Raw genomic sequence first — 19,866 nt, 5'->3', positions numbered from 1 at the left:
TCGCTTAACCCTCATAGTCACGAACTTGGTTACGTAGCTGCTGCTTATATTCTGGCGTGATTGGTTCGTTTTCTTCATCTAGCATGATGGCATCCAAATCGCTTGCCATCATATAAGCAATGCTCATCATACTATCAAAGCTACGCAGAGCTTGCGGATGTGGCAACGATAAAAACACCACCACACCGTTATAGTTGTTGGTCGCAACACTATGCGGATCAAAAGGCGCAATACCATCATCCGTGATACCCATCATACTGAACCACAACATGCCAGTACCGTCTTTTTGCTCATAACGATGGAACATGTTCATCGCGCCATAGCGTAGACCGTATTTATCAATCAAGGCCAATAGATCACGACCACGAATGAAAGAAACAGGACGATCACGATACTGATGCGGCAAAATCGTGATATTGATGTTGTCTTTGGCATTAATCAAGGGGCCGTTTTGTGCTTCATCGACTGGCTCTGACAGATGCTGATCAAGGATAGGACTGTTGTTATCGAAGCTTGGCTCGTCTGCTGTATCAATCGCTGGCATCAGACTGTCAGTCGCCGACATCAAGCTTGAAAACGCATCAGGCTCTTGTTCGATATTCATTTGCTCAGCTGTTTCTGCAAACTCTGCATTGTCGGTACGCTGCTCTTCATCTTGCCAGCGAGCATAATCGGTATTTTCTACCATATCGTTATCATGACTCACGTCACCGCGTCCAGCTGTTAGCTGCGCATCAACGTTGGTATGTGAATGAGTCAACGGCTCTTCTTCGACCACTGCATTTAAATAACTGCGGTCAGGGCCAATGCTCGTCTCGCCAGCGACCGCATCATCCAAATCTGGCTGGTCGATAAGATTGCGCTCATGACGCGGTATGATAGGAATACCGTTTTTATCATAATCGACCGCTGCAACTTCAGCTTCTTTGCGACGCTTGAAGCTACGAATGACCATAAATAGCCCTGCAAGCACGATAAATGCAGCAATGGCAATCAATATAAACTGAATAGCGGTCATGAGAAATACATCCTAATATATGACAAAAGGGAATACATAAGAGGGGATAAATGGCAATAGTCTAGCATGGCTAATTCATATCGTCACCATATAGTCATCGTTTATCGTCAGCCCGATACACTTGTGTGACGTTGTTATCCGAGCTTTAATATATCGTTGGCAGCACTGTATAGTGAGTTCAGTATAAAATTGATACAGCGGGACTGGAATGAGTTTTTTGCAGACTCTGTCTGCGTAGGCAAAGCAAGCAAGAAAAATTCATACCAGTTCCGCGTCGAACTATAATGGTTCTGTTCTATTCAGAAATATAGCGTTCGGCCTCATCAAGCGACACGCTGACCAAAGTTGAAATACCCGCACTTGGCATGGTGACGCCTTTTAATTCATGGGCAATCTGCATCGTCAGCTTATTGTGACTGATAAAGATAAATTGCAAATCATCGGCCAGCTCATGAATCAAACTGGTAAAGCGGGCGACGTTGGCATCATCAAGTGGCGCATCGACTTCATCGAGCACGCAGAATGGTGCAGGATGCTGCTTAAAAATCGCAAAAATCAAACTCAGGGCTGTCAGGGTTTTTTCACCGCCCGATAGCACCGCCAAAAGACTGTTGCGCTTGCCTTTTGGCTGAGCCATGAGTGTCAGCCCTGCTCGCCACTGCTCTGCTTTGTGTTTGTCAGCAGGGATGTTGGCTGGCATGTCGTCGGTATTTAACGTCAAGCTGGCTTGCCCGCCGCCGAAAACTTTGGCAAACAAATTGGCCAGCTCTTGATTGACCGCATCGAGCGTTTGCATAAACAGCGTCTTAGTCGTCTCATCAATCGAGGCAATCGCTTGCGTCAAAGTCTCCATACTTGATGCAATATCTGTGGTCTGTTGCTCAAGTGGTTCTAAGCGCTCGTTGACCTCTGCCAGCTCTGCCACAGCCGCCAGATTGACTGCGCCAATTTTACCTAATTGCTGTTCAAGCTTGGTTCGTTCTTTTTCAAGCTCCGTAATCTTATCTGGACGTACACGGCGATCATGCGCGATGAAATCTGCCAGTAAATTTGAAACACTCATTCGTTGTTGCGGCTGCAAGTTTGACGCCGCTTTATACTGATGACTTACCTCATAAAATGCTGTGAGAGCGTCCTGCGTTTGGTGACTGATATCTTCTAAACGCGCTGCACTCAACGCCAATTCGGTGGCGTGCTGTGCAAGTGCGCTTTGCTGATTTTGCAGTGTATCTTGCGCCGTCTCTAACTGCGTTTGTTGCTGAGCATACTCTGTCTTAAGCGCTGCCAGTGCCGTTTCGCGCTCTACCAATATGGCTTGCTGCTCATCACGCGCAGTCTGTGTGGTTTGCAATGCCGCTTGTAAGGCGGGCAATTTATGTTGCTGCTGCTCATAACTTGATTTTAGCGCGTGTTCACTTTGTAGCGACTTATCATATTGCTCGGTCGCCCGCACCAGACTGCTGGCGCTATGCTCCAAACGCATCTCGCTTTGCTGAATACGTAGCTGCAACGCTTGCCACGCATCATCATCTGCTTGCCGCGCGCGCGCAAGCTCACTGCGCTCAGCTTGTAATTGCTGACTGGTTACTCGTGCCTCTGCTATCTTGGGCGTCAGCGCTGCAATCTCACCTTCAATATGCTGCTGCTCATGATTGAGTGTTTGCTGCTCTTGCACCAACTCTTGCTGCTCTTGTTCGAGAGCCACTTTGTCGCTAATGAGACGCTTGCTGTCCGCTTGTAGGCGCTCAAGACTGGCTTGCTGAGTGGTGAGCTGCTGCTGATATTGATGTTTATCACGGGTTAGCTCAGCTGATTGTGCACGCGCTTCTTCTACATGGATGCTCAAAGCATCTTGATCACGCTGGTTTTTGGCAATGGCTTTTGTTTGATCTTCTATCGTTACTTCAAGCTCATTAAGCAATTCTTCTAACGCTTGCAAACGGGTACGCTGCTGCAAACGCTGGGTTAAGAACTGACTATTACTTCCCTCTTGCGTGCCAGCAAATTTGCTAAGATTGATGGTTCCTTGACGGCTGACTATCCATCTATCAGCAGTGAGCAAAATAGCGGACGCTGGCAGCGCTTTTAAAACGTCAGCAAGTGCGTCAGAAGCTTGATCATCATCTGACTCAATCGATGCGGTATACAAATAACAGTGCTGAAACAGCGCCAAGGTGGGCTGCACAATCAATTGAGATAAAGTCCATACCTTGTCAGACAGTGCTTCTGGTAATGTCTTGGACAAGGGACTGCTCAACGTGTCTACTTGACGTGCGCTATCTTCACTTTGCTTAGCAGTCTCTAGCCATAAGCTATGACCCGTTTCCAATGCTGACTTACTTTTTGTAGCAGCATTCTGGTTTTGTGCCACTTGATACGTCAGCAAGTCGGTCGCATGAGGCTTGAGCGCCTGCCATAAACTATCCGCTTGTTGAGAATCATCGTTATCATGATTAACACTTGAGTGATGAGTCTTATGAGTGATAAGCACATGACTGTCTAACCACAGTGCCAAGACATCATCAAGCAGCGATGCATACACTTGCCCTGTGGCGCTCAGCTCAATTTGCTCACGTACTGTGGTTATGCCTAGTTCGGCATAACGACTAGCAACACAATTAGCAACCTTGGTCATTGAATCCGTCGTTGCAACAGCCTTTTGCTGAGCGCTTGGCACTGGTTTTGGATGCAGTATCTGATGCAGCGTATCGTACTCACCTGCCAACAATGCATGACGTTTTTCATGCTCACTCAATTCACGCTGCTGTGCGATTAGGCGTTGTTGTATGTTGTGCGCTTGTGGCTGCAATTCAGACAGACGCTCATCCACGCTGTCTTGCTGCCGCTCGATCTGCTGCAATCGTTTATTGAGCTCACTAACTTGCGTCTCTAACGCCTGACTTAAGACTTGGGTATCTGACGGCTTTTGGGCATTTGCATTATCGGACGGCGAGACAGACTGTTGCAGTTGTTGCCATAACTGCTGCCAATTTGACTGGCGACGTTGCCATTTATCATAACTTTGCTGATAGCGTTTTTGTGATTGGGCGTTAATCGCTTGCTGCTGCTCAAGCGCACGCGCATTGTCTTGCAAGCGATTTAATTGGTTTTGCGCTTCATGCCAGGCGCGCTGCAATGGTTGCTCATTGCGCTTATGCGTGTCGCGGTTTTCTGTCAGTTGGCTAAGCTGAGGACGCAAAGCTGCTACTGTCGTTTGCTGCTTAGTTTGCTCAGCGTTTAATCTGTCCATCTCACTCAACGCCTGCTCGCGCTGCTGATCCAAGCTGGTCAACTGCTGCTTGATAGCTGTCAGCTGTGAGGTTGCATCGCTTAGTTGATGCTCGGCCTTTTGATGAGCGAGCTGCTGCTCATAGTGTGCACTTTGTGCATCGTCCTTTAGCCATTGTTCTTGGTTGATGTGCGCAGTAAGCTTGTCTTGTTTGGCTTTTAGCGCCTCATAGCTGGCTTGTAAGGTGGCAACGTCGGCAGCGCTACGCTCATGAGCGATTTTTTGCTGCTGCTGGTTATGTTTGGCTTGATAGAGCTGCTGAATGGAGAGCTGCTGCTTAATATCGGCAAGCGTCAACGCAATCTCTTCATAGCGCTGAGCATTGGCGGCTTGCTTAGACAGTGTTTTTTGTTGGCGTACCAGCTCGCTTTGCATATCGTGCAGTCGGGCTAAGTTTTCTTGCGTTCTCTCTAACTTTTTTTGTGTCTCTTCGCGGCGTGCTTGATAGCGCGACACCCCTGCCGCCTCTTCAATAAACTCGCGTAGCTGCATGGGACTGGACTCAACAATACGCCCAATCATGCCTTGCTCAATGACCGCATAACTGCGCGCGCCAAGTCCAGTACCCAAGAACACATCAACCACGTCACGGCGGCGACAGCGCGTCCCGTTGATGAAATAATCTGAGCGTCCCTCCAAGTTTACCTGACGACGGACGGACAGCTCTTGATAGAGATTGAACTCATGACGAATACCATTTTGCTCATCTTGCGTGTGTTCAAAGGTCAGCTCAACGCTGGCCACACTTTTGGCGGCTTTGTCTTGCGTACCTGCAAAGATGACATCACTCATCGCGCCGCCACGTAGCTGCTTGGCAGAGGTTTCACCCAGCACCCAGCGAATGGCATCAATCACGTTGGATTTGCCGCAGCCGTTTGGCCCGACAATGGCGGTGATACCATGACGGAAAGTGAAAGTCGTTGGGTTGGCAAAAGACTTAAAGCCTGCCAGTTTTAGGGATTTTAAACGCATGAAGGATCAATAAACTTAGCGAAAACAGGCGGCTATTCTACCTGAAATTGTCATGAGTTTTTAGGGTTAACGTGATAAGTGCATAAACGATTTTGATTGCAGGCTTTGATTGAATCCTTGCAGCAGTTTTTGTTCGACTTGGCAGAGACTGTTTTCTGCTAAATAGCGATTGTTAAACTCAATCAACGACTGCCACGTGATACTGGCCACTTCTAAACAATCAACGATATCTAGCAGCTCTTGTCTTAATAAATACTGATACTTTTTGGGTCTTTTGTGGCATAGCGCAAGCTCTCGGTCTACCAAGCGTTGCTTATTGCTCTCTAACGCACTACCACCAATAAATAACAATAAAAACTTGGCGCCTTTATCGATAAAACCTTTTTCGAGCAAGTGTTCGTACATCAAGCAATACTTTAAGAGTTGATCGGGATTTTTTCTGCCATTGAATTTTAATTCATTGGCGACCAGCATATTCGATTGATGATTGTAGGCCAAATTATCCATATACATGGCTTTTAGCTCGGTACTCGCTTCAAAAATCCCGCTGTTACCATGTATTGACCACGAACCACCTTGATCAAAGCGCATAAATTGTCCGTAAAACTGATCGAAATAGTTGTCGCTACACAGACTTAAAAAAATATCGAGCTCTTTATTCAGATACTCTTCAGAAAAAAACGTGATTCGGCGTACGGCTTCGCGAGCACTGCAAATACCCATCGTTTGCTTTGAATACGTCTCTAATTGCTCAGACTCACTCATTTTATGATTCAGTTTTTTACTGACGATGCTCTCTATTTCTTCCACCTCTTTATCTTTTAGCTCTGGGGCGGTCGCCCATTCAATGATTTGGCGTACATATTGTTTTTTGCTCACACCAAGAATCCGCTGCGGCTCCCACACCAAAAACTCTACCATGTTAGATAGCCCTATCGTCCACGGCATCGACTCTTTTAAATGGCTCATTGAACCAAAAACACGGCGATATTTTTCTGTCGCTTTCATACCAATAATGATTCCAGTTTAATTTTGAAGTTTTTTACCAAGATTTTTTTACCACAACCACTGGCGCGCACTCAAGATGATTTATATTTGCCAAATGGTAACCTGACCTTTATGCTATCTACTTTATACTGTTCACTCATGACAATTTGACAACCGCTCAGTATACCAAAGTTTCCTCATACTACCGCCATCACATCGACCAAATTTATGCCATTATCTGCCCCTCAATCTGACTGTTTATCTGATTCCACATCACTCACGCTTGACCATTTGCCAGAGCTTAACCACCGACATCTCGTAACCAGCGGCTCGACCAACAGCGAGCTTATCGATGCCCTGCAAACTGGTGCATTAGACACGACCAAAATGCACTTATTGACCGCAGAAACGCAAAGCTCAGGTCGTGGTCAGCACGGACGCTCATGGCAATCACCGCATGGCAATGTCTATCTGTCTTTATATCATCCGATGCCCATGCCAATCAGTGGTTTGCTGTCCTTAATTATTGGGGTTGAGTTGGCAAAAATGCCCGTTATTCAGGCACTAAATGAGCAATTGCGCGCACAAGGCATGGCAACCATTGGCGTAAAATGGGCCAATGATTTGGGCTTTTATCAACTTTCTGACAAATCTCAGAACCAATCTCGACAGCAAGGTCAATCCACTCTGGATGATTCTAAACCCACCGGACAAACACTCCCTTTTAATAAGCTAGCAGGTATTTTAATAGAGCCAGTCACGCAATCTGGCAAATTGGTGGGCGTCGTGATGGGTATCGGTCTAAATGTAAAAACTGCGCCCAAACTGACAGTACAAACCAGCGAAGGTATGAGTTATCAGGCCATTAGCTTGCAAGATATCTGCAAGCGCTTACCACTAGACGCGATGACGCTACCGAGTTTGCGTGTGCTTTATCAGCAGATGAGCAAGGCATTGATGGCAGCGATGACACGCTTTGAACATTTGGCATTAGAGAAACCCACTGGGCACACCTATTATTTAGACAGTTTTTTGGAGCAATTTAGTTCGATGGATGCGCTGGCTGGTCTGCGCTTACGCGTTACTCAAGACCATAATAATGAAGCACAAACAATGACTGGCTCCGCTTGCGGTATCGATACACATGGGTGTTTGCAATTGCGTCAAGATGACGGTAAGATTTCTGCGCTTTTTACCGGACGCATCGACGTTATTCATCAGGTTTAAACCACCTATTTAATGAGCACTCACGTGAGTCACGTATCTATTGATCATGGCGTCACTATATAAAGGGATTTTTATGCTCTGGCTTGATCTTGGGAACACTCGTCTTAAATATTGGCTCACTGACGATATCGGGCAGATAGTGGCGCATGATGCCAAACAGCATCTGCAAGCTCCTGCCGAATTATTGATGGGTCTGACCGATCGCTTTGAGCGCTATGCCCCTGATTTTATTGGCATCTCCTCTGTGCTGGGTGACGATCTGAATATGAAGGTGTCAGATACGTTAGGCCGTCTCAATACGCCGTTTGAATTTGTCCACGTCGATGCAGCACACCCACTGATGAAAAGTGCCTATAACGATAAGCAGCTGGGCTGTGATCGCTGGCTACAAATGCTGGGCGCCGTCGATAAGAAAAAACGCCAATGTATCATCGGTTGTGGCACCGCAGTGACGATTGATTTGATTGATCATGCGGAGCATTTGGGCGGTTATATCTTCCCCAGTATTTACCTACAACGTGAGTCGTTGTTTTCAGGCACCAAGCAAATCACCATCTCTAATGGGACGTTTGATAGCGTCGGTCAAGGGATAACCACACAGGATGCCGTTCATCGCGGAATACTCTTATCCATTGTTGGTGCCATCAATGAGATCAGCCATCGTCATCCAAACTTTGAGCTGATTATGACCGGCGGTGATGCATCTATCATTGCCCAGCACATCAATCGGCCAGTACGATTGCGTGATGACTTGTTGTTAAATGGGTTGGCGCGTTATTTTGATCATACCAAGCAGTCTTAGTATTCAATAGACACTTTTAGATTGAAAATAAAAAAAGCAGTACGTGTGAGGCGTACTGCTTTTTTATTATTGTTTAAGCTTTAGTAATACTCAAAAATTATCGGAACAGCGACGCTACCTGCTACTGTTTTGCTATCTTTTCTAAATGGTTTTAAAAGACTGCGGCGTAATTCTCTCATAAACTCACTATCAATTTTATCGGAGCCACTACTCTTCAATACGGTAATGTTTTCGATTTTGCCTTCTTTGTTTACCTTTAATAAGAACTCCATTTCAACACGTTTGCTTTTGCAAGGTTCCTCTGGATTACAATGACCTCCTAAGTTGCGAATGTGACGACTATCAAACCTTGGTTGATGTACCCACTTCGCATCAGAAGTTGCAAACTGAATGACGGGTTGCGATGGTGACATGTCTTCTAACTCAGCATTTGCGCTGTGTGTCGCAAATATACTCAGTACAAGCAGTACCCTTGTCAGCGTAGAAATAGTAGTTAATCGAAGGTTAGTTTTTAAGGGTGTTTTGAGCGAGGTAGTAGTCGGCATCATAAGCAGTGTCTTATAAACATGGCAGATAAAAAAGGCTAAGAGGCAGTTTTATTAATCGATTATTGTTAATCAAAAAATAAAACCGCACCTTAGCACAATTGTTTATTATTAACCAGCCATTACCTTAAAGTAGTATGGTTAGCCAAATTTAGAAAGTCACCTATTAGAATCTTATATCTTTATACTACTTGGTCTCATTAAACAGCTCACGACCGACCAGCATACGGCGAATTTCGCTGGTACCCGCGCCAATCTCGTACAGCTTGGCATCACGCCAAAAACGTCCAAGCGGATACTCGTTGGTATAGCCATTACCGCCAAATATCTGAATGCCCTCGCCCGCCATCCATGTGGCTTTTTCGGCGCACCATAAGATCACGCTAGCACAATCTTTGCGCACTTCTCGACTGTGACCAGCACCACGCGCATCCAGCATATCAAGGTTTTTACCTACCGTATATAAGAAGCTGCGACCTGCTTGCAGGATGGTATACATGTCAGCGACTTTGCCTTGGATAAGTTGGAACTCTCCAATCGCTTGACCAAATTGCTTACGGTCGTGGATATAAGGAACGACATTATCCATCACCGCTTGCATGATGCCGATAGGACCTGCGGCCAATACGGCACGCTCATAATCTAGCCCGCTCATGAGTACCTTGACGCCTTCATTGAGCCCACCCAAAACGTTTTCACTTGGGACTTCAACGTTGTTAAAGGTCATCTCACCTGTATGGCTACCGCGCATGCCGAGCTTGTCTAGCTTTTGCGCGGTACCAAAGCCTTCCATGCCTTTTTCGACGATTAAAGCGGTCATGCCTTTGGCACCAAGCTCAGGATTGGTCTTGGCATAGACCACCATCACATCGGCATCAGGGCCGTTGGTGATCCACATTTTGCTGCCGTTCAATATGTAGCTGCCGTCTTTTTCTTCGGCTTTGAGCTTCATACTGACGACATCGGAGCCTGCGCCCGTTTCACTCATCGCCAGCGCCCCGATGAACTCACCACTGATGAGCTTTGGTAAATATTTTTGTTTTTGTGACTCAGAGCCATTACGTTTGATCTGATTGATACACAAGTTAGAATGCGCGCCATAGCTTAAGGCGACAGAGGCGGACGCACGGCTGATTTCTTCCATTGCTACCATGTGGGCGACATAACCCATATTAGAGCCGCCATACTCTTCAGGAACGGTGATGCCATGTAGACCTAAATCGCCCATTTTTTGCCACAGATCCATTGGAAACTCATCACTACTATCAATCTCACTGGCACGCGGCGCAATTTCATTGGCGGCAAACTGCTGGACGACGTCACGTAATGCATCAATATCTTCGCCAAGCTGAAAATTCAATCCGGGTAAACTCATAACCATTCCTTGTTTTTTGATATTTTATTTTTGATAAAGTTGATTCTGTTCAAGATGAAAATTGCATCTATTTCAAGCAAACGTTATTAGTAAGGCTGGGATGAATTTTTCGACGCCTCTGTCTGCAACGGCTCAGCAAGCGAGAAGAATTCATCCCAGCTACCAAAAAAATGATAGCGTTTGCCTTTTATTTAGTGTCACTTATTTGCTAAGACTGACGCTTATTGATTAAAGCATGGGCGACGTTTGAGCCATTGGCGCGACCTAAGAACGCACTGATACGCTCGCCCGCGATCACCAATTTTTCCAAATCAATTCCCGTACTGATACCCATACCATGCAGCATATACACCACATCTTCGGTCGCAACGTTACCTGTGGCACCTTTGGCATATGGACAGCCGCCCAGTCCAGCGACGGAGGTATCAAACTCACTGACGCCCATTTGTAACGCTGCTAAGGTATTACTGAGTGCCTGACCGTAAGTATCATGAAAGTGCCCAGACAACATCGCAATATCAGCATACTCTAACGCTGCTTGTAACACTCGCTGCACCTTGAGCGGTGTACCAACACCAATCGTATCAGCAATACCGATTTGCTCTGAACCAATCTCCACTAAGCGTTTAGTCACATACGCCACTTGGCTCGGATCAATCTCGCCTTCATAAGGACAACCGACCGTACAAGAGATGACGCCGCGTACTTTGATACCTTGAGCTTTTGCCGCCGCAGCAACGGGCGCAAAACGTTCAATGCTTTCATCGATACTACAGTTGATGTTTTTTTGGCTAAAGGTTTCACTGGCGGAGCCAAAAATAACGATTTCATCAGGACGATGTACGATGGCATTGTCAAAACCGCGCATGTTAGGCACCAGTACTGAATAACATATATCTGACTGTCTGCTAGGCGCCAGCGCTTCTAACAGCGCGCCATTGTCGCCCATTTGTGGCACCCACTTTGGCGACACAAAACTGGTCGCTTCAAGCTTTTTGATACCAGCGTCAATTAAGTCAGTAATCAATGCTTGTTTGACGGCTGTCGGTACGATCATGGATTCGTTTTGTAAGCCATCACGTGGGCTGACATCGACGATTGAAACATGATCTGGGTACGAGATATTCATTTTTTCATCCTTTTTACTGACTGTCGCTACTATCACTACCACTGTCGATGCGCAACAACTCATCACCATCGGCGACCAAATCGCCCGCTACAAATAACAGCTCTGCCACCACGCCATCTGTCGGTGCAGTGATTGTATGTTCGATTTTCATGGCTTCGATGACGGCAAGCGGTTCGCCTTTTTTAACCGCATCTCCAACCGCGACTTTAAAAGCCACCACTTGTCCCGGCATCGGTGATTTTAAGCTGCCAACGGCTGCCGTCTCCTCACCCACATGCGCCATGATATCAATCAGTGTGATCTCATCACGGCCACCATCTGTAAATACATAGACCGTCTCATTATTCACCCAGCTCTGCGCACTGATACGAGCACCCTCTAACCACAAGGTATGAGTGTGAACATCATGACTGTCATAGCTCACTTGCCCTTTGTAGATAGGGTTTTCTGACACCCCTGTACTTATGGTTTGAGTATCTATATTGCTGTCGATATTGGTTTTCTCAATGGTAAGATCGAAACTACTGAGCGCTTTTGTGCCTTTTTTGCTATCTGCGCAGTCCGCATTATGCCAGTTGCTGATACGAGCAAGGTATGACTGTTCATCGTAGATTAGGCTAAATGAGCGGCTATAATCGCTATAAGCACGAAAGCCTGTCGCTTTACTAAATGGATCGTTGTTTGTCTTTTGCATTGCAGCTTCACTGGCAAGCTGCTGCGCAATCGCCGTCACCACCAACGTCGATAAACTTATAGGATGCTGGTTAAAAAGCTTATCCTGCTCACGCTCAATCAGTGCGGTATCCAGATTGGCTTTGCTGAACGAATCAGTATTTAAAATATGGCGTAAAAATGCCACGTTGTTTGGCAGGCCAACGATACGCGTCTGCGCCAATGCGCGATCAAGCTTAGCCAGCGCTTGCGCACGTGTGGGTGCATGAACAATCAGCTTGGCAATCATAGAGTCGTAGAACGGACTGATAACATCACCCTCGCGTACCCCATCATCGATACGCACGTCAGCGCCGCTTTTATTAAAGGCAAAGGTGCTGTGATCAGGTTTTTGATACGTAAACAAGGTACCCGTCGCTGGCAAAAAGTTATTGTCAGGGTTTTCAGCGCAAATACGTGCTTCAATCGCATGACCGTTGATCGCCAGCTCGTCTTGTTTTTTGGGTAAAGGCTGACCTGATGCGACCAATAATTGCCACTCAACCAAATCGACCCCCGTAATGGCTTCGCTGACAGGATGCTCCACTTGCAAGCGCGTATTCATCTCCATAAAGTAAAAATTCATAGCACCCGCGCGCTGCTCAACAATGAATTCAACCGTGCCTGCGCCCACATAGTCAACCGCACGTGCCGCTTCAATTGCCGCTGTCCCCATCGCTTCACGCATTGCCGCATCAACCCCAGGGGCTGGCGCTTCTTCTAGCACTTTTTGATGGCGACGCTGCACGGAGCAATCACGCTCAAACAGATGCACATAATTGCCATGCGTATCACCAAACACTTGGATTTCGATATGACGTGGTTTTAGGGCATACTTTTCGATCAATACTTGATCATTACCAAAGCTGGTAATGGCTTCACGGCGACAAGAATCTAGCAAATCAATAAAATCATGGCTTTGCTCAACGATGCGCATGCCTTTACCGCCGCCACCAGCGCTTGCTTTAATCAAGACAGGATAACCAATACTGTCCGCTTGCGCTCGCAAAAACGTGGCATCTTGATTATCACCATGATAGCCCGGTATCAAAGGCACACCAGCAGCTTCCATCAAACGCTTGGATTCAGATTTACCGCCCATCGCACGGATGGCATCGGCAGATGGCCCGATAAAGACCAAGCCAGCATTTTGGCAAGCTTGAGCAAAGTCGGCATTTTCGCTTAAAAATCCATAACCAGGATGAATGGCCTCAGCGCCCGTTTCCTTAGCAATCGCAATGATGGCATCGCCTTTAAGATAGCTGTCTTTGGGTGCTGAACCGCCTAGATAAACCGCTTCATCACACACCGCCACGTGCTTGGCTGTACGGTCCGCATCAGAATAAACAGCGACGGTTTGAATACCCAGACGTTTGGCAGTGGCAGCCACTCGGCAAGCAATTTCACCACGATTGGCGATTAGAATTTTAGAAAACATAACGATCCCTGTGTCTTGTCATTTTTATTGATTATAGGTACTAAGCGTAGCGGCGCATGGTCACATCTATCTGTTTTAAACTTTTTGTTGTCCAGTTTGTTATTCAGGTACTGTCAGCCAATCAGGCTTACGCTTTTGCAAAAACGCTTGTACGCCTTCCTTACCTTGTGTTGATGCGCGGATATCAGCAATTCCTTTGACAGTATCCGCAATCAAGTCATCCGTGATAGGGGCGCCTGCTATGTCATGCAATAGGTTTTTGCAGGTTTTGACCGCATCGGGGCTGTTTTTGACTATTTTGGCACACAGCGTCGCCACTTCATCTTTTAGCCATTCTTCACTCACACGCTCATGGATAAAACCAAGCTGACGCGCTTTTTTGGCATCGAATACTTCGGCACTTAGGAAATAACGCTGAGCGGCTCTAGCGCCCATCGCTCTGATAACATAAGGGCTGATGGTGGCAGGCGCGAGTCCCAAACGCACTTCACTGAGACAAAAATTGGCAATCTTAACCGCGATGGCGATATCACAGACGGCGACCAAGCCCATGCCACCGGCATAAACATCACCTTGAATGGCTGCAATCGTAGGTTTAGGACACTGATAAATGGTCTTGAGCATTTGCGCCAATTTGTCCGCATCTGCTAAGTTCTCTTCATGGCTATAATCTGCCATCGCCCGCATCCAATTAAGGTCGGCACCCGCACAAAACACCTTGCCAGCCGCCGCTAATACAATGACTCGCACCTCATCATTAGCACCCAAATGAGTAAACACCTCAGTCAACTCGCTAATCATGTCATCATTAAAGGCGTTACGTATTTCAGGACGATTTAACGTCACAGTAGCCACGTGCTGCTCGATAGTAACTAGTAAACTTTTATAATTATTTGTCTCTTTTTGCATAACTCTCTCTTTTTTTTACGCTGTTATTGTATTTTGATAAAATCCTAGGGCTAAGGGATTCTGTTGCTCAGCCCTATCTGTCGACCACACGCCACTATAAGCGTAAATTTTGACTTCTTGATGACGGATAAGCTTAATCACTGACATTGCCCATCATGATTTTTAAGCAAGCCTTTACACAGCTACATTCTAAAAACACCAAAAGTCGTCTCTTCTATCGGGGCGTTATACGCCGCGCTTAGTCCTAACGCCAGTACATGACGGGTGTCAGCAGGGTCAATCACGCCGTCATCCCAAAGACGCGCGGTGGCATAATAGGGATGACCTTGTTTTTCATACATCTCACGAATCGGCGCTTTAAAGGCAGCTTCGTCCTCGTCACTCCATGCCTCGCCTTTACGATCGAAGTTATCACGTTTGACCGTTGCCAACACCGACGCTGCTTGCTCGCCGCCCATCACAGAGATACGAGCATTTGGCCACATCCATAAGAAACGCGGACTATAAGCACGACCACACATACCATAGTTGCCAGCCCCAAACGAGCCACCGACGATAACGGTGAATTTTGGCACTTTGGCGTTGGCAACTGCCATGACCATTTTGGCACCATGACGCGCAATGCCTTCGTTTTCGTATTTGCGACCGACCATAAAGCCTGTGATATTTTGTAAAAAGATTAAAGGAATTTTGCGTTTGCAACACAGCTCAATAAAGTGCGTGCCCTTTTGGGCAGACTCACTGAATAAGATGCCGTTGTTGGCAATAATGCCGACTGGCATACCTTCAATATGGGCAAAGCCACAGACTAAGGTTGTCCCAAAGCGTGCTTTGAATTCATCAAAAGCGCTATCATCAACAATACGGGCGATGATTTCTCTGATATCAAATGGCTTGCGCTTGTCTGTGGGAATGATACCGTACAGCTCTTTGGCATCAAAACGCGGTGGACGTGGTGTGATTTGATTCGGTATGTTTTTGGCAGGACGATTCAAGTGGCTAACAATATTACGAGCAATCGATAAGGCATGCGTATCGTTTTGTGCCAAATGATCGACCACGCCCGACAGACGAGTATGGACATCACCGCCGCCTAGATCTTCTGCTGTAACCTCTTCACCTGTGGCAGCTTTGACCAGTGGCGGCCCGCCCAAAAAGATAGTTCCTTGGTCTTTGACAATAATGGACTCATCACTCATCGCTGGCACATACGCCCCGCCAGCCGTACAGCTACCCATAACCACCGCAATCTGTGGAATACCTGCGGCGCTCATATTGGCTTGATTAAAAAAAATACGGCCAAAATGTTCCTTATCAGGGAACACATCATCTTGGTTGGGCAAATTGGCACCGCCCGAATCAACCAAATACACACAAGGCAAATGATTTTCTTGCGCGATTTCTTGCGCGCGTAGATGCTTTTTGACGGTCATTGGGTAATAAGTGCCGCCTTTTACGGTGGCATCATTACAGACGATCATACACTCGACGCCATTGATACGGCCAATACCGGCAATGACGCCTGCCGCTGGGATATCTTCACCATACATGTCGTGCGCTGCCATTGGCGCAACCTCCAAAAACGGCGTACCGACGTCAAGCAGACGCTCGACACGCTCGCGAGGTAAGAGCTTGCCTCTTGCTAAATGTTTGGCGCGTGCACGCGCTGATCCGCCCTGAGCAACTTTGCGCAGGTGCACATATAAGTCGTCAACGATCGCTTGCATGGCGGCACTGTTTTGCTGAAATTCAGTAGCATTTGGACTCAGTTTACTGGTGATAATAGTGCTCATGATATCCCTTTTCTTTAATACGTAAATGCGAGTGGCTTTTTGTATGAATGACGCCAACTGCTATTTTTTAAGTATTACTCACATAGTTCATCTTTGGTATTTTAGCGTTGATAAGTAAGCGTAAGCTTATGACAACCCCAACTCTTCTTTCATTTGCTCAATGATTTTATATTTCTGAATCTTGCCCGTGATGGTCATGGGATATTCCGTCACGAATCGATAGTAGGTAGGCACTTTATAATGGGCAATGTGCTCACGACAGAATTGACGCACTTCTTCTTCGGTCAGACTGTCCGGCTCTTTTGCAATAATCCATGCCGCCAATACTTCGCCATAACGCTTGTCCGGTACGCCAACGATTTGTACGTCACGAATTTTGGGATGACGGTATAGATAGTTTTCAATTTCTACTGGATAGATATTTTCTCCGCCGCGAATGACCATGTCTTTGCTACGACCAACGATTTTGACATAACCCTCTTCGTCCATCGTTGCCAAATCCCCTGTCAGCATCCAGCCATCTTTAATGGCTTCGCGCGTCTTAAAACGACTGCCCCAATAGCCCTTCATCACCGAATACCCTCGGGTGAGTAGCTCGCCTGTCTCGCCAAGCGGTACTATTTCACCTGTCTCGGTATCGACGACTTTTACCTCAAGCGCTGGCTGCACCAATCCAACAGTCGATACTTGCTTCTCAAGTGGCGTGTGTTCGTTAGTCTGACAAGACACTGGACTGGTCTCGGTCATGCCATAAGCGATCGTCACCTCGCTCATGTGCATCTTATCGATGACGCGGCGCATGACTTCAATCGGACAGCTAGAACCTGCCATGATGCCTGTGCGCAAGGTCGATAAATCAAAATTATCAAATTCAGGATGATCAAGTTCGGCAATAAACATCGTTGGCACACCATGCAAGCCCGTGCATTTTTCGTTTTCGACTGCTTGCAAGACAGATAACGGCTCAAAACCGTCGTTTGGATAAACGATGCAGCCACCATGTGTGAGAATGGCGAGATTACCAAGTACCATACCAAAACAATGATATAAAGGAACGGGGATGCAGAGTCTGTCTTCTTCAGTGAGATTCATAGCCTCACCGATAAAATAACCGTTATTTAAGATATTGCGATGGCTGAGCGTTGCCCCTTTTGGCGTACCTGTCGTCCCACTGGTGAACTGTACATTAATAGCGTCAGTGTTTTTAAGCTGTGCTTGACGCGCCGCCACTCTTGGATCGTTGGCATCACCTTCACGCATCCACGCCGAGAACTTTTGCATAAAGCCAAATTCTTCGTCGCTGTCTGGCTCATCAATCCAAATAATGCGCTCAATCGTTGGAATCTCAACCAAATCAAGCTGCGTATAATCTTTATGATAAATCTCAGGGCACAGCTCTCGAATCAAGCTGGCATAATCACTGCTTTTGAAATGGCGCATGAGCACAAGCGCCGAACAGCCCAGTTTATTCAGCGCGTATTGCAACTCAAAGGTACGATAGGCAGGATTGATGTTGACGAGGATAACGCCGACTTTGGCAGTCGCAAGTTGCATCAATAGCCATTCAGCATTGTTATGTGACCAAATACCGATGCGATCGCCAATCTCAAGTCCCATCTCAATCATACTACTGGCCAATTGATTGACTTTTTGTTGTAGCTCTCGATAGGTCCAACGGATATTTTGGTGGCACGATACCAGTGCTTCACGCTCAGGATATTTAAAGACAATGGCGTCAAAAAAGTCGCCGATGGTCGCTTCAATCAGCGGTACATCAGGGCCTTTATCATAACTTTGAGTAAGCGGGGCATTGGCTGAGCGCGCGCCCATATTAATACTAGGGATAGTATTGAGGATGTTTTCAAAATCAGGGGTTTGAGTCATAACGAGTCCTTTCGTTTTACTTTTATGGTACTTATCAATAGCTTAAAATAAACCACTCTTCCTTGAACAGCTCTTACATAACGTCAATTACTATACCGCCATAAACGAAAGACTGTCAATAATATCAATACAAAATGTATCATTTAATTGAGATGTTAAATTATAGCGTTTATTAAAGATACCATAAAAACATGACGAATATTTGACACAAAAAAGCCAGCCATACTATTTCAGTATGACTGGCTTAGTCGTGAGAGACAACGATCAAATAGCTGTCTCATTGAACTTCATGCTTTTGGATATGATGAATGCCTTTACGCGCTGGGTGTTGCTGGTGCTTTGATAGTCACGGTGGCGCTAACCTCATTATTATCGTCAAACAATTCCATGACTAGCTCATCATCGCTTTCGCTCTTAACTTGCCAATTGCCATTCGCCTGCGGTACACCCGTTGCCATGACAGAGATGGCCTTGTTTTTTAGGCGTATCATGGGTGGTTTATGATCATAGCCATTATGATCTAGACCTAAGATATCATCAGCAATAGTCGCCGCCTGCGCACGCAATGGTGCGACGTAGCGACAAGCAACCCCATTGATCGACATGCAATCGCCAATGGCATAAATATTGTCGGCATGGGTACGTAATGTGGGCGCGTCAACCACAATACCGGTACGGCGATCGAACTCAACGCCTGCAGCGGTTGGTAATTTATCATCAACGGTCAAACCAGTACTGGCAATCACATGGTCAACCGTCACTGTCTGAGAGTCTGATCCAGAATGACTGTCAGAAGATGAGGCTATCGGCTCATAGCTGACTTGTAGCTTACCGATACTCTCATGAGCCTCATCGCCATCATTAATACGACGAACGCCAGACACTTGATAACCACCCAAAAAGTTAATGCCCTGTGATTGCACCGCTTTGGCGATACGAGCCGTCGCTTTTGCTGGAAGCATTTGCGAGAGTGGCGCGTCATTTAGGTCAATCAAGGTTACCTGATGACCTGCCTTGAGTAAGTCTTCGGCAATCTCAGTACCGACCATGCCAGCGCCCACAATGGCCACATGCTGACTACCAGTCGCAAGCTTTTCTTGCAGCTGCCCAAAGCGCTCAATATGGTTGACGTGCCAGACCAAATCCTCTGGTAAGCTTTTTGGGAAAATGGGATGGGCACCCATTGCCAGCACCATTTTATCATAGCCAAGAGAGGTCGGTGCGCCTGTCGAATCGGTCGTATCAAGCTGTATGGTTTGCGCCACAGGATCAATATCGACAACATGAGTATTGGCCAGTAATGTGACTTGCGCCGCCTCTGCCGCATCAGTGCCAGTCGCCCGTACCAAGTCTGAGGCGCGTTTGTTTTGGCTAATTGCCATCGTAAGCATGGGTTTATGATAACGATCACCACTATCAGTCGTGACCAACGTGATTGGAATATCTTTATCTTTTGCACGAATGGCGTCGATGACATGCCAACCTGCCAAGCCTGCTCCGATAATGACGACACCATTGTCTGATGATGTTACCGATAGGGTTTCTGCGTTCATAGTAGCTCCAGTATCAATAAGGGATTATTTTAATTATCAAAAATCATGGCAGCCATTGTACCAGTAAACAGACATGCACTCACCTCAACAGTGAGAGGTACTAATTGCAAATAGTCAATCACACAAAAAAGCGCCTATAAATAGACGCTTTTATGAGTTATTTTATAAATAAGATTGAAAAAACAAGATGTATGAGTTAATAACCAGTGCCGCTGGTATAAACTTTCCTTGCTT

13 protein-coding genes are annotated in these 19,866 nt (G+C 46.5%); 2 read left to right on the top strand and 11 right to left on the bottom strand.

Annotation, left to right across the window (positions count from 1 at the left end; all coding sequences use genetic code 11):
* Nucleotides 1-4 precede the first annotated feature (4 nt).
* The 3 genes from A3K91_RS02025 to A3K91_RS02015 all read right to left on the bottom strand — a co-directional run bounded on the left by A3K91_RS02025 (nt 5) and on the right by A3K91_RS02015 (nt 6,287).
* The gene (locus A3K91_RS02025) at nt 5-1,018 is read right to left on the bottom strand and encodes a cell division protein ZipA (protein WP_062843792.1); all 1,014 of its coding nucleotides are present in this window, start codon (nt 1,016-1,018) and stop codon (nt 5-7) included.
* Nucleotides 1,019-1,313: 295 nt separating this feature from the next.
* Complete coding sequence (locus A3K91_RS02020; protein WP_062843791.1) at nt 1,314-5,279, bottom strand: AAA family ATPase; 3,966 nt, start codon at nt 5,277-5,279, stop codon at nt 1,314-1,316.
* Nucleotides 5,280-5,345: 66 nt separating this feature from the next.
* On the bottom strand, nt 5,346-6,287 hold the full coding sequence (locus tag A3K91_RS02015; protein ID WP_136139167.1) for a hypothetical protein: 942 nt from the start codon (nt 6,285-6,287) through the stop codon (nt 5,346-5,348).
* A 207-nt stretch (nt 6,288-6,494) separates the two neighbouring features.
* Here A3K91_RS02015 and A3K91_RS02010 point away from each other — a divergent pair, with 207 nt between their 5' ends.
* Nucleotides 6,495-7,493 (top strand): biotin--[acetyl-CoA-carboxylase] ligase, encoded by a 999-nt coding sequence (locus A3K91_RS02010; RefSeq protein ID WP_062843789.1) that lies wholly within the window; start codon nt 6,495-6,497, stop codon nt 7,491-7,493.
* A gap of 73 nt (nt 7,494-7,566) precedes the next feature.
* Nucleotides 7,567-8,295 carry a pantothenate kinase gene (locus A3K91_RS02005; RefSeq protein ID WP_062843788.1) on the top strand — a complete coding sequence of 243 codons (729 nt, stop codon included), beginning with the start codon at nt 7,567-7,569 and terminating at the stop codon, nt 8,293-8,295.
* 80 nt (nt 8,296-8,375) lie between these two features.
* Here A3K91_RS02005 and A3K91_RS02000 read toward each other — a convergent pair whose 3' ends face one another.
* From A3K91_RS02000 to A3K91_RS01965, 8 genes are all read right to left on the bottom strand, one after another.
* Nucleotides 8,376-8,843 (bottom strand): energy transducer TonB, encoded by a 468-nt coding sequence (locus tag A3K91_RS02000; protein WP_062843787.1) that lies wholly within the window; start codon nt 8,841-8,843, stop codon nt 8,376-8,378.
* Nucleotides 8,844-9,027: 184 nt separating this feature from the next.
* On the bottom strand, nt 9,028-10,215 hold the full coding sequence (locus tag A3K91_RS01995; protein WP_062843786.1) for an isovaleryl-CoA dehydrogenase: 1,188 nt from the start codon (nt 10,213-10,215) through the stop codon (nt 9,028-9,030).
* 208 nt (nt 10,216-10,423) lie between these two features.
* Complete coding sequence (locus tag A3K91_RS01990) at nt 10,424-11,344, bottom strand: hydroxymethylglutaryl-CoA lyase (protein WP_062843785.1); 921 nt, start codon at nt 11,342-11,344, stop codon at nt 10,424-10,426.
* Nucleotides 11,345-11,357: 13 nt separating this feature from the next.
* The gene (locus tag A3K91_RS01985) at nt 11,358-13,493 is read right to left on the bottom strand and encodes an acetyl/propionyl/methylcrotonyl-CoA carboxylase subunit alpha (RefSeq protein WP_062843784.1); all 2,136 of its coding nucleotides are present in this window, start codon (nt 13,491-13,493) and stop codon (nt 11,358-11,360) included.
* A gap of 99 nt (nt 13,494-13,592) precedes the next feature.
* Complete coding sequence (locus A3K91_RS01980; RefSeq protein ID WP_062843783.1) at nt 13,593-14,402, bottom strand: enoyl-CoA hydratase/isomerase family protein; 810 nt, start codon at nt 14,400-14,402, stop codon at nt 13,593-13,595.
* A 182-nt stretch (nt 14,403-14,584) separates the two neighbouring features.
* Entirely contained in the window at nt 14,585-16,195 is a 1,611-nt protein-coding gene (locus tag A3K91_RS01975) for a carboxyl transferase domain-containing protein (RefSeq protein WP_062843782.1), read from the bottom strand.
* Nucleotides 16,196-16,321: 126 nt separating this feature from the next.
* Nucleotides 16,322-18,079, bottom strand: coding sequence for an AMP-binding protein (locus A3K91_RS01970; protein ID WP_062843781.1), 1,758 nt, complete (start codon nt 18,077-18,079; stop codon nt 16,322-16,324).
* Between the two features lie 314 nt (nt 18,080-18,393).
* The gene (locus A3K91_RS01965) at nt 18,394-19,632 is read right to left on the bottom strand and encodes an FAD-dependent oxidoreductase (RefSeq protein ID WP_062843780.1); all 1,239 of its coding nucleotides are present in this window, start codon (nt 19,630-19,632) and stop codon (nt 18,394-18,396) included.
* Between the last annotated feature and the right edge of the window lie 234 nt (nt 19,633-19,866).

The sequence above is a fragment of the Psychrobacter alimentarius genome, assembly GCF_001606025.1.
Classification (GTDB): Bacteria; Pseudomonadota; Gammaproteobacteria; order Pseudomonadales; family Moraxellaceae; genus Psychrobacter; species Psychrobacter alimentarius.
Note: the sequence above shows the minus strand (reverse complement) of the source record. Positions and strands in the feature narration are given on the sequence as shown.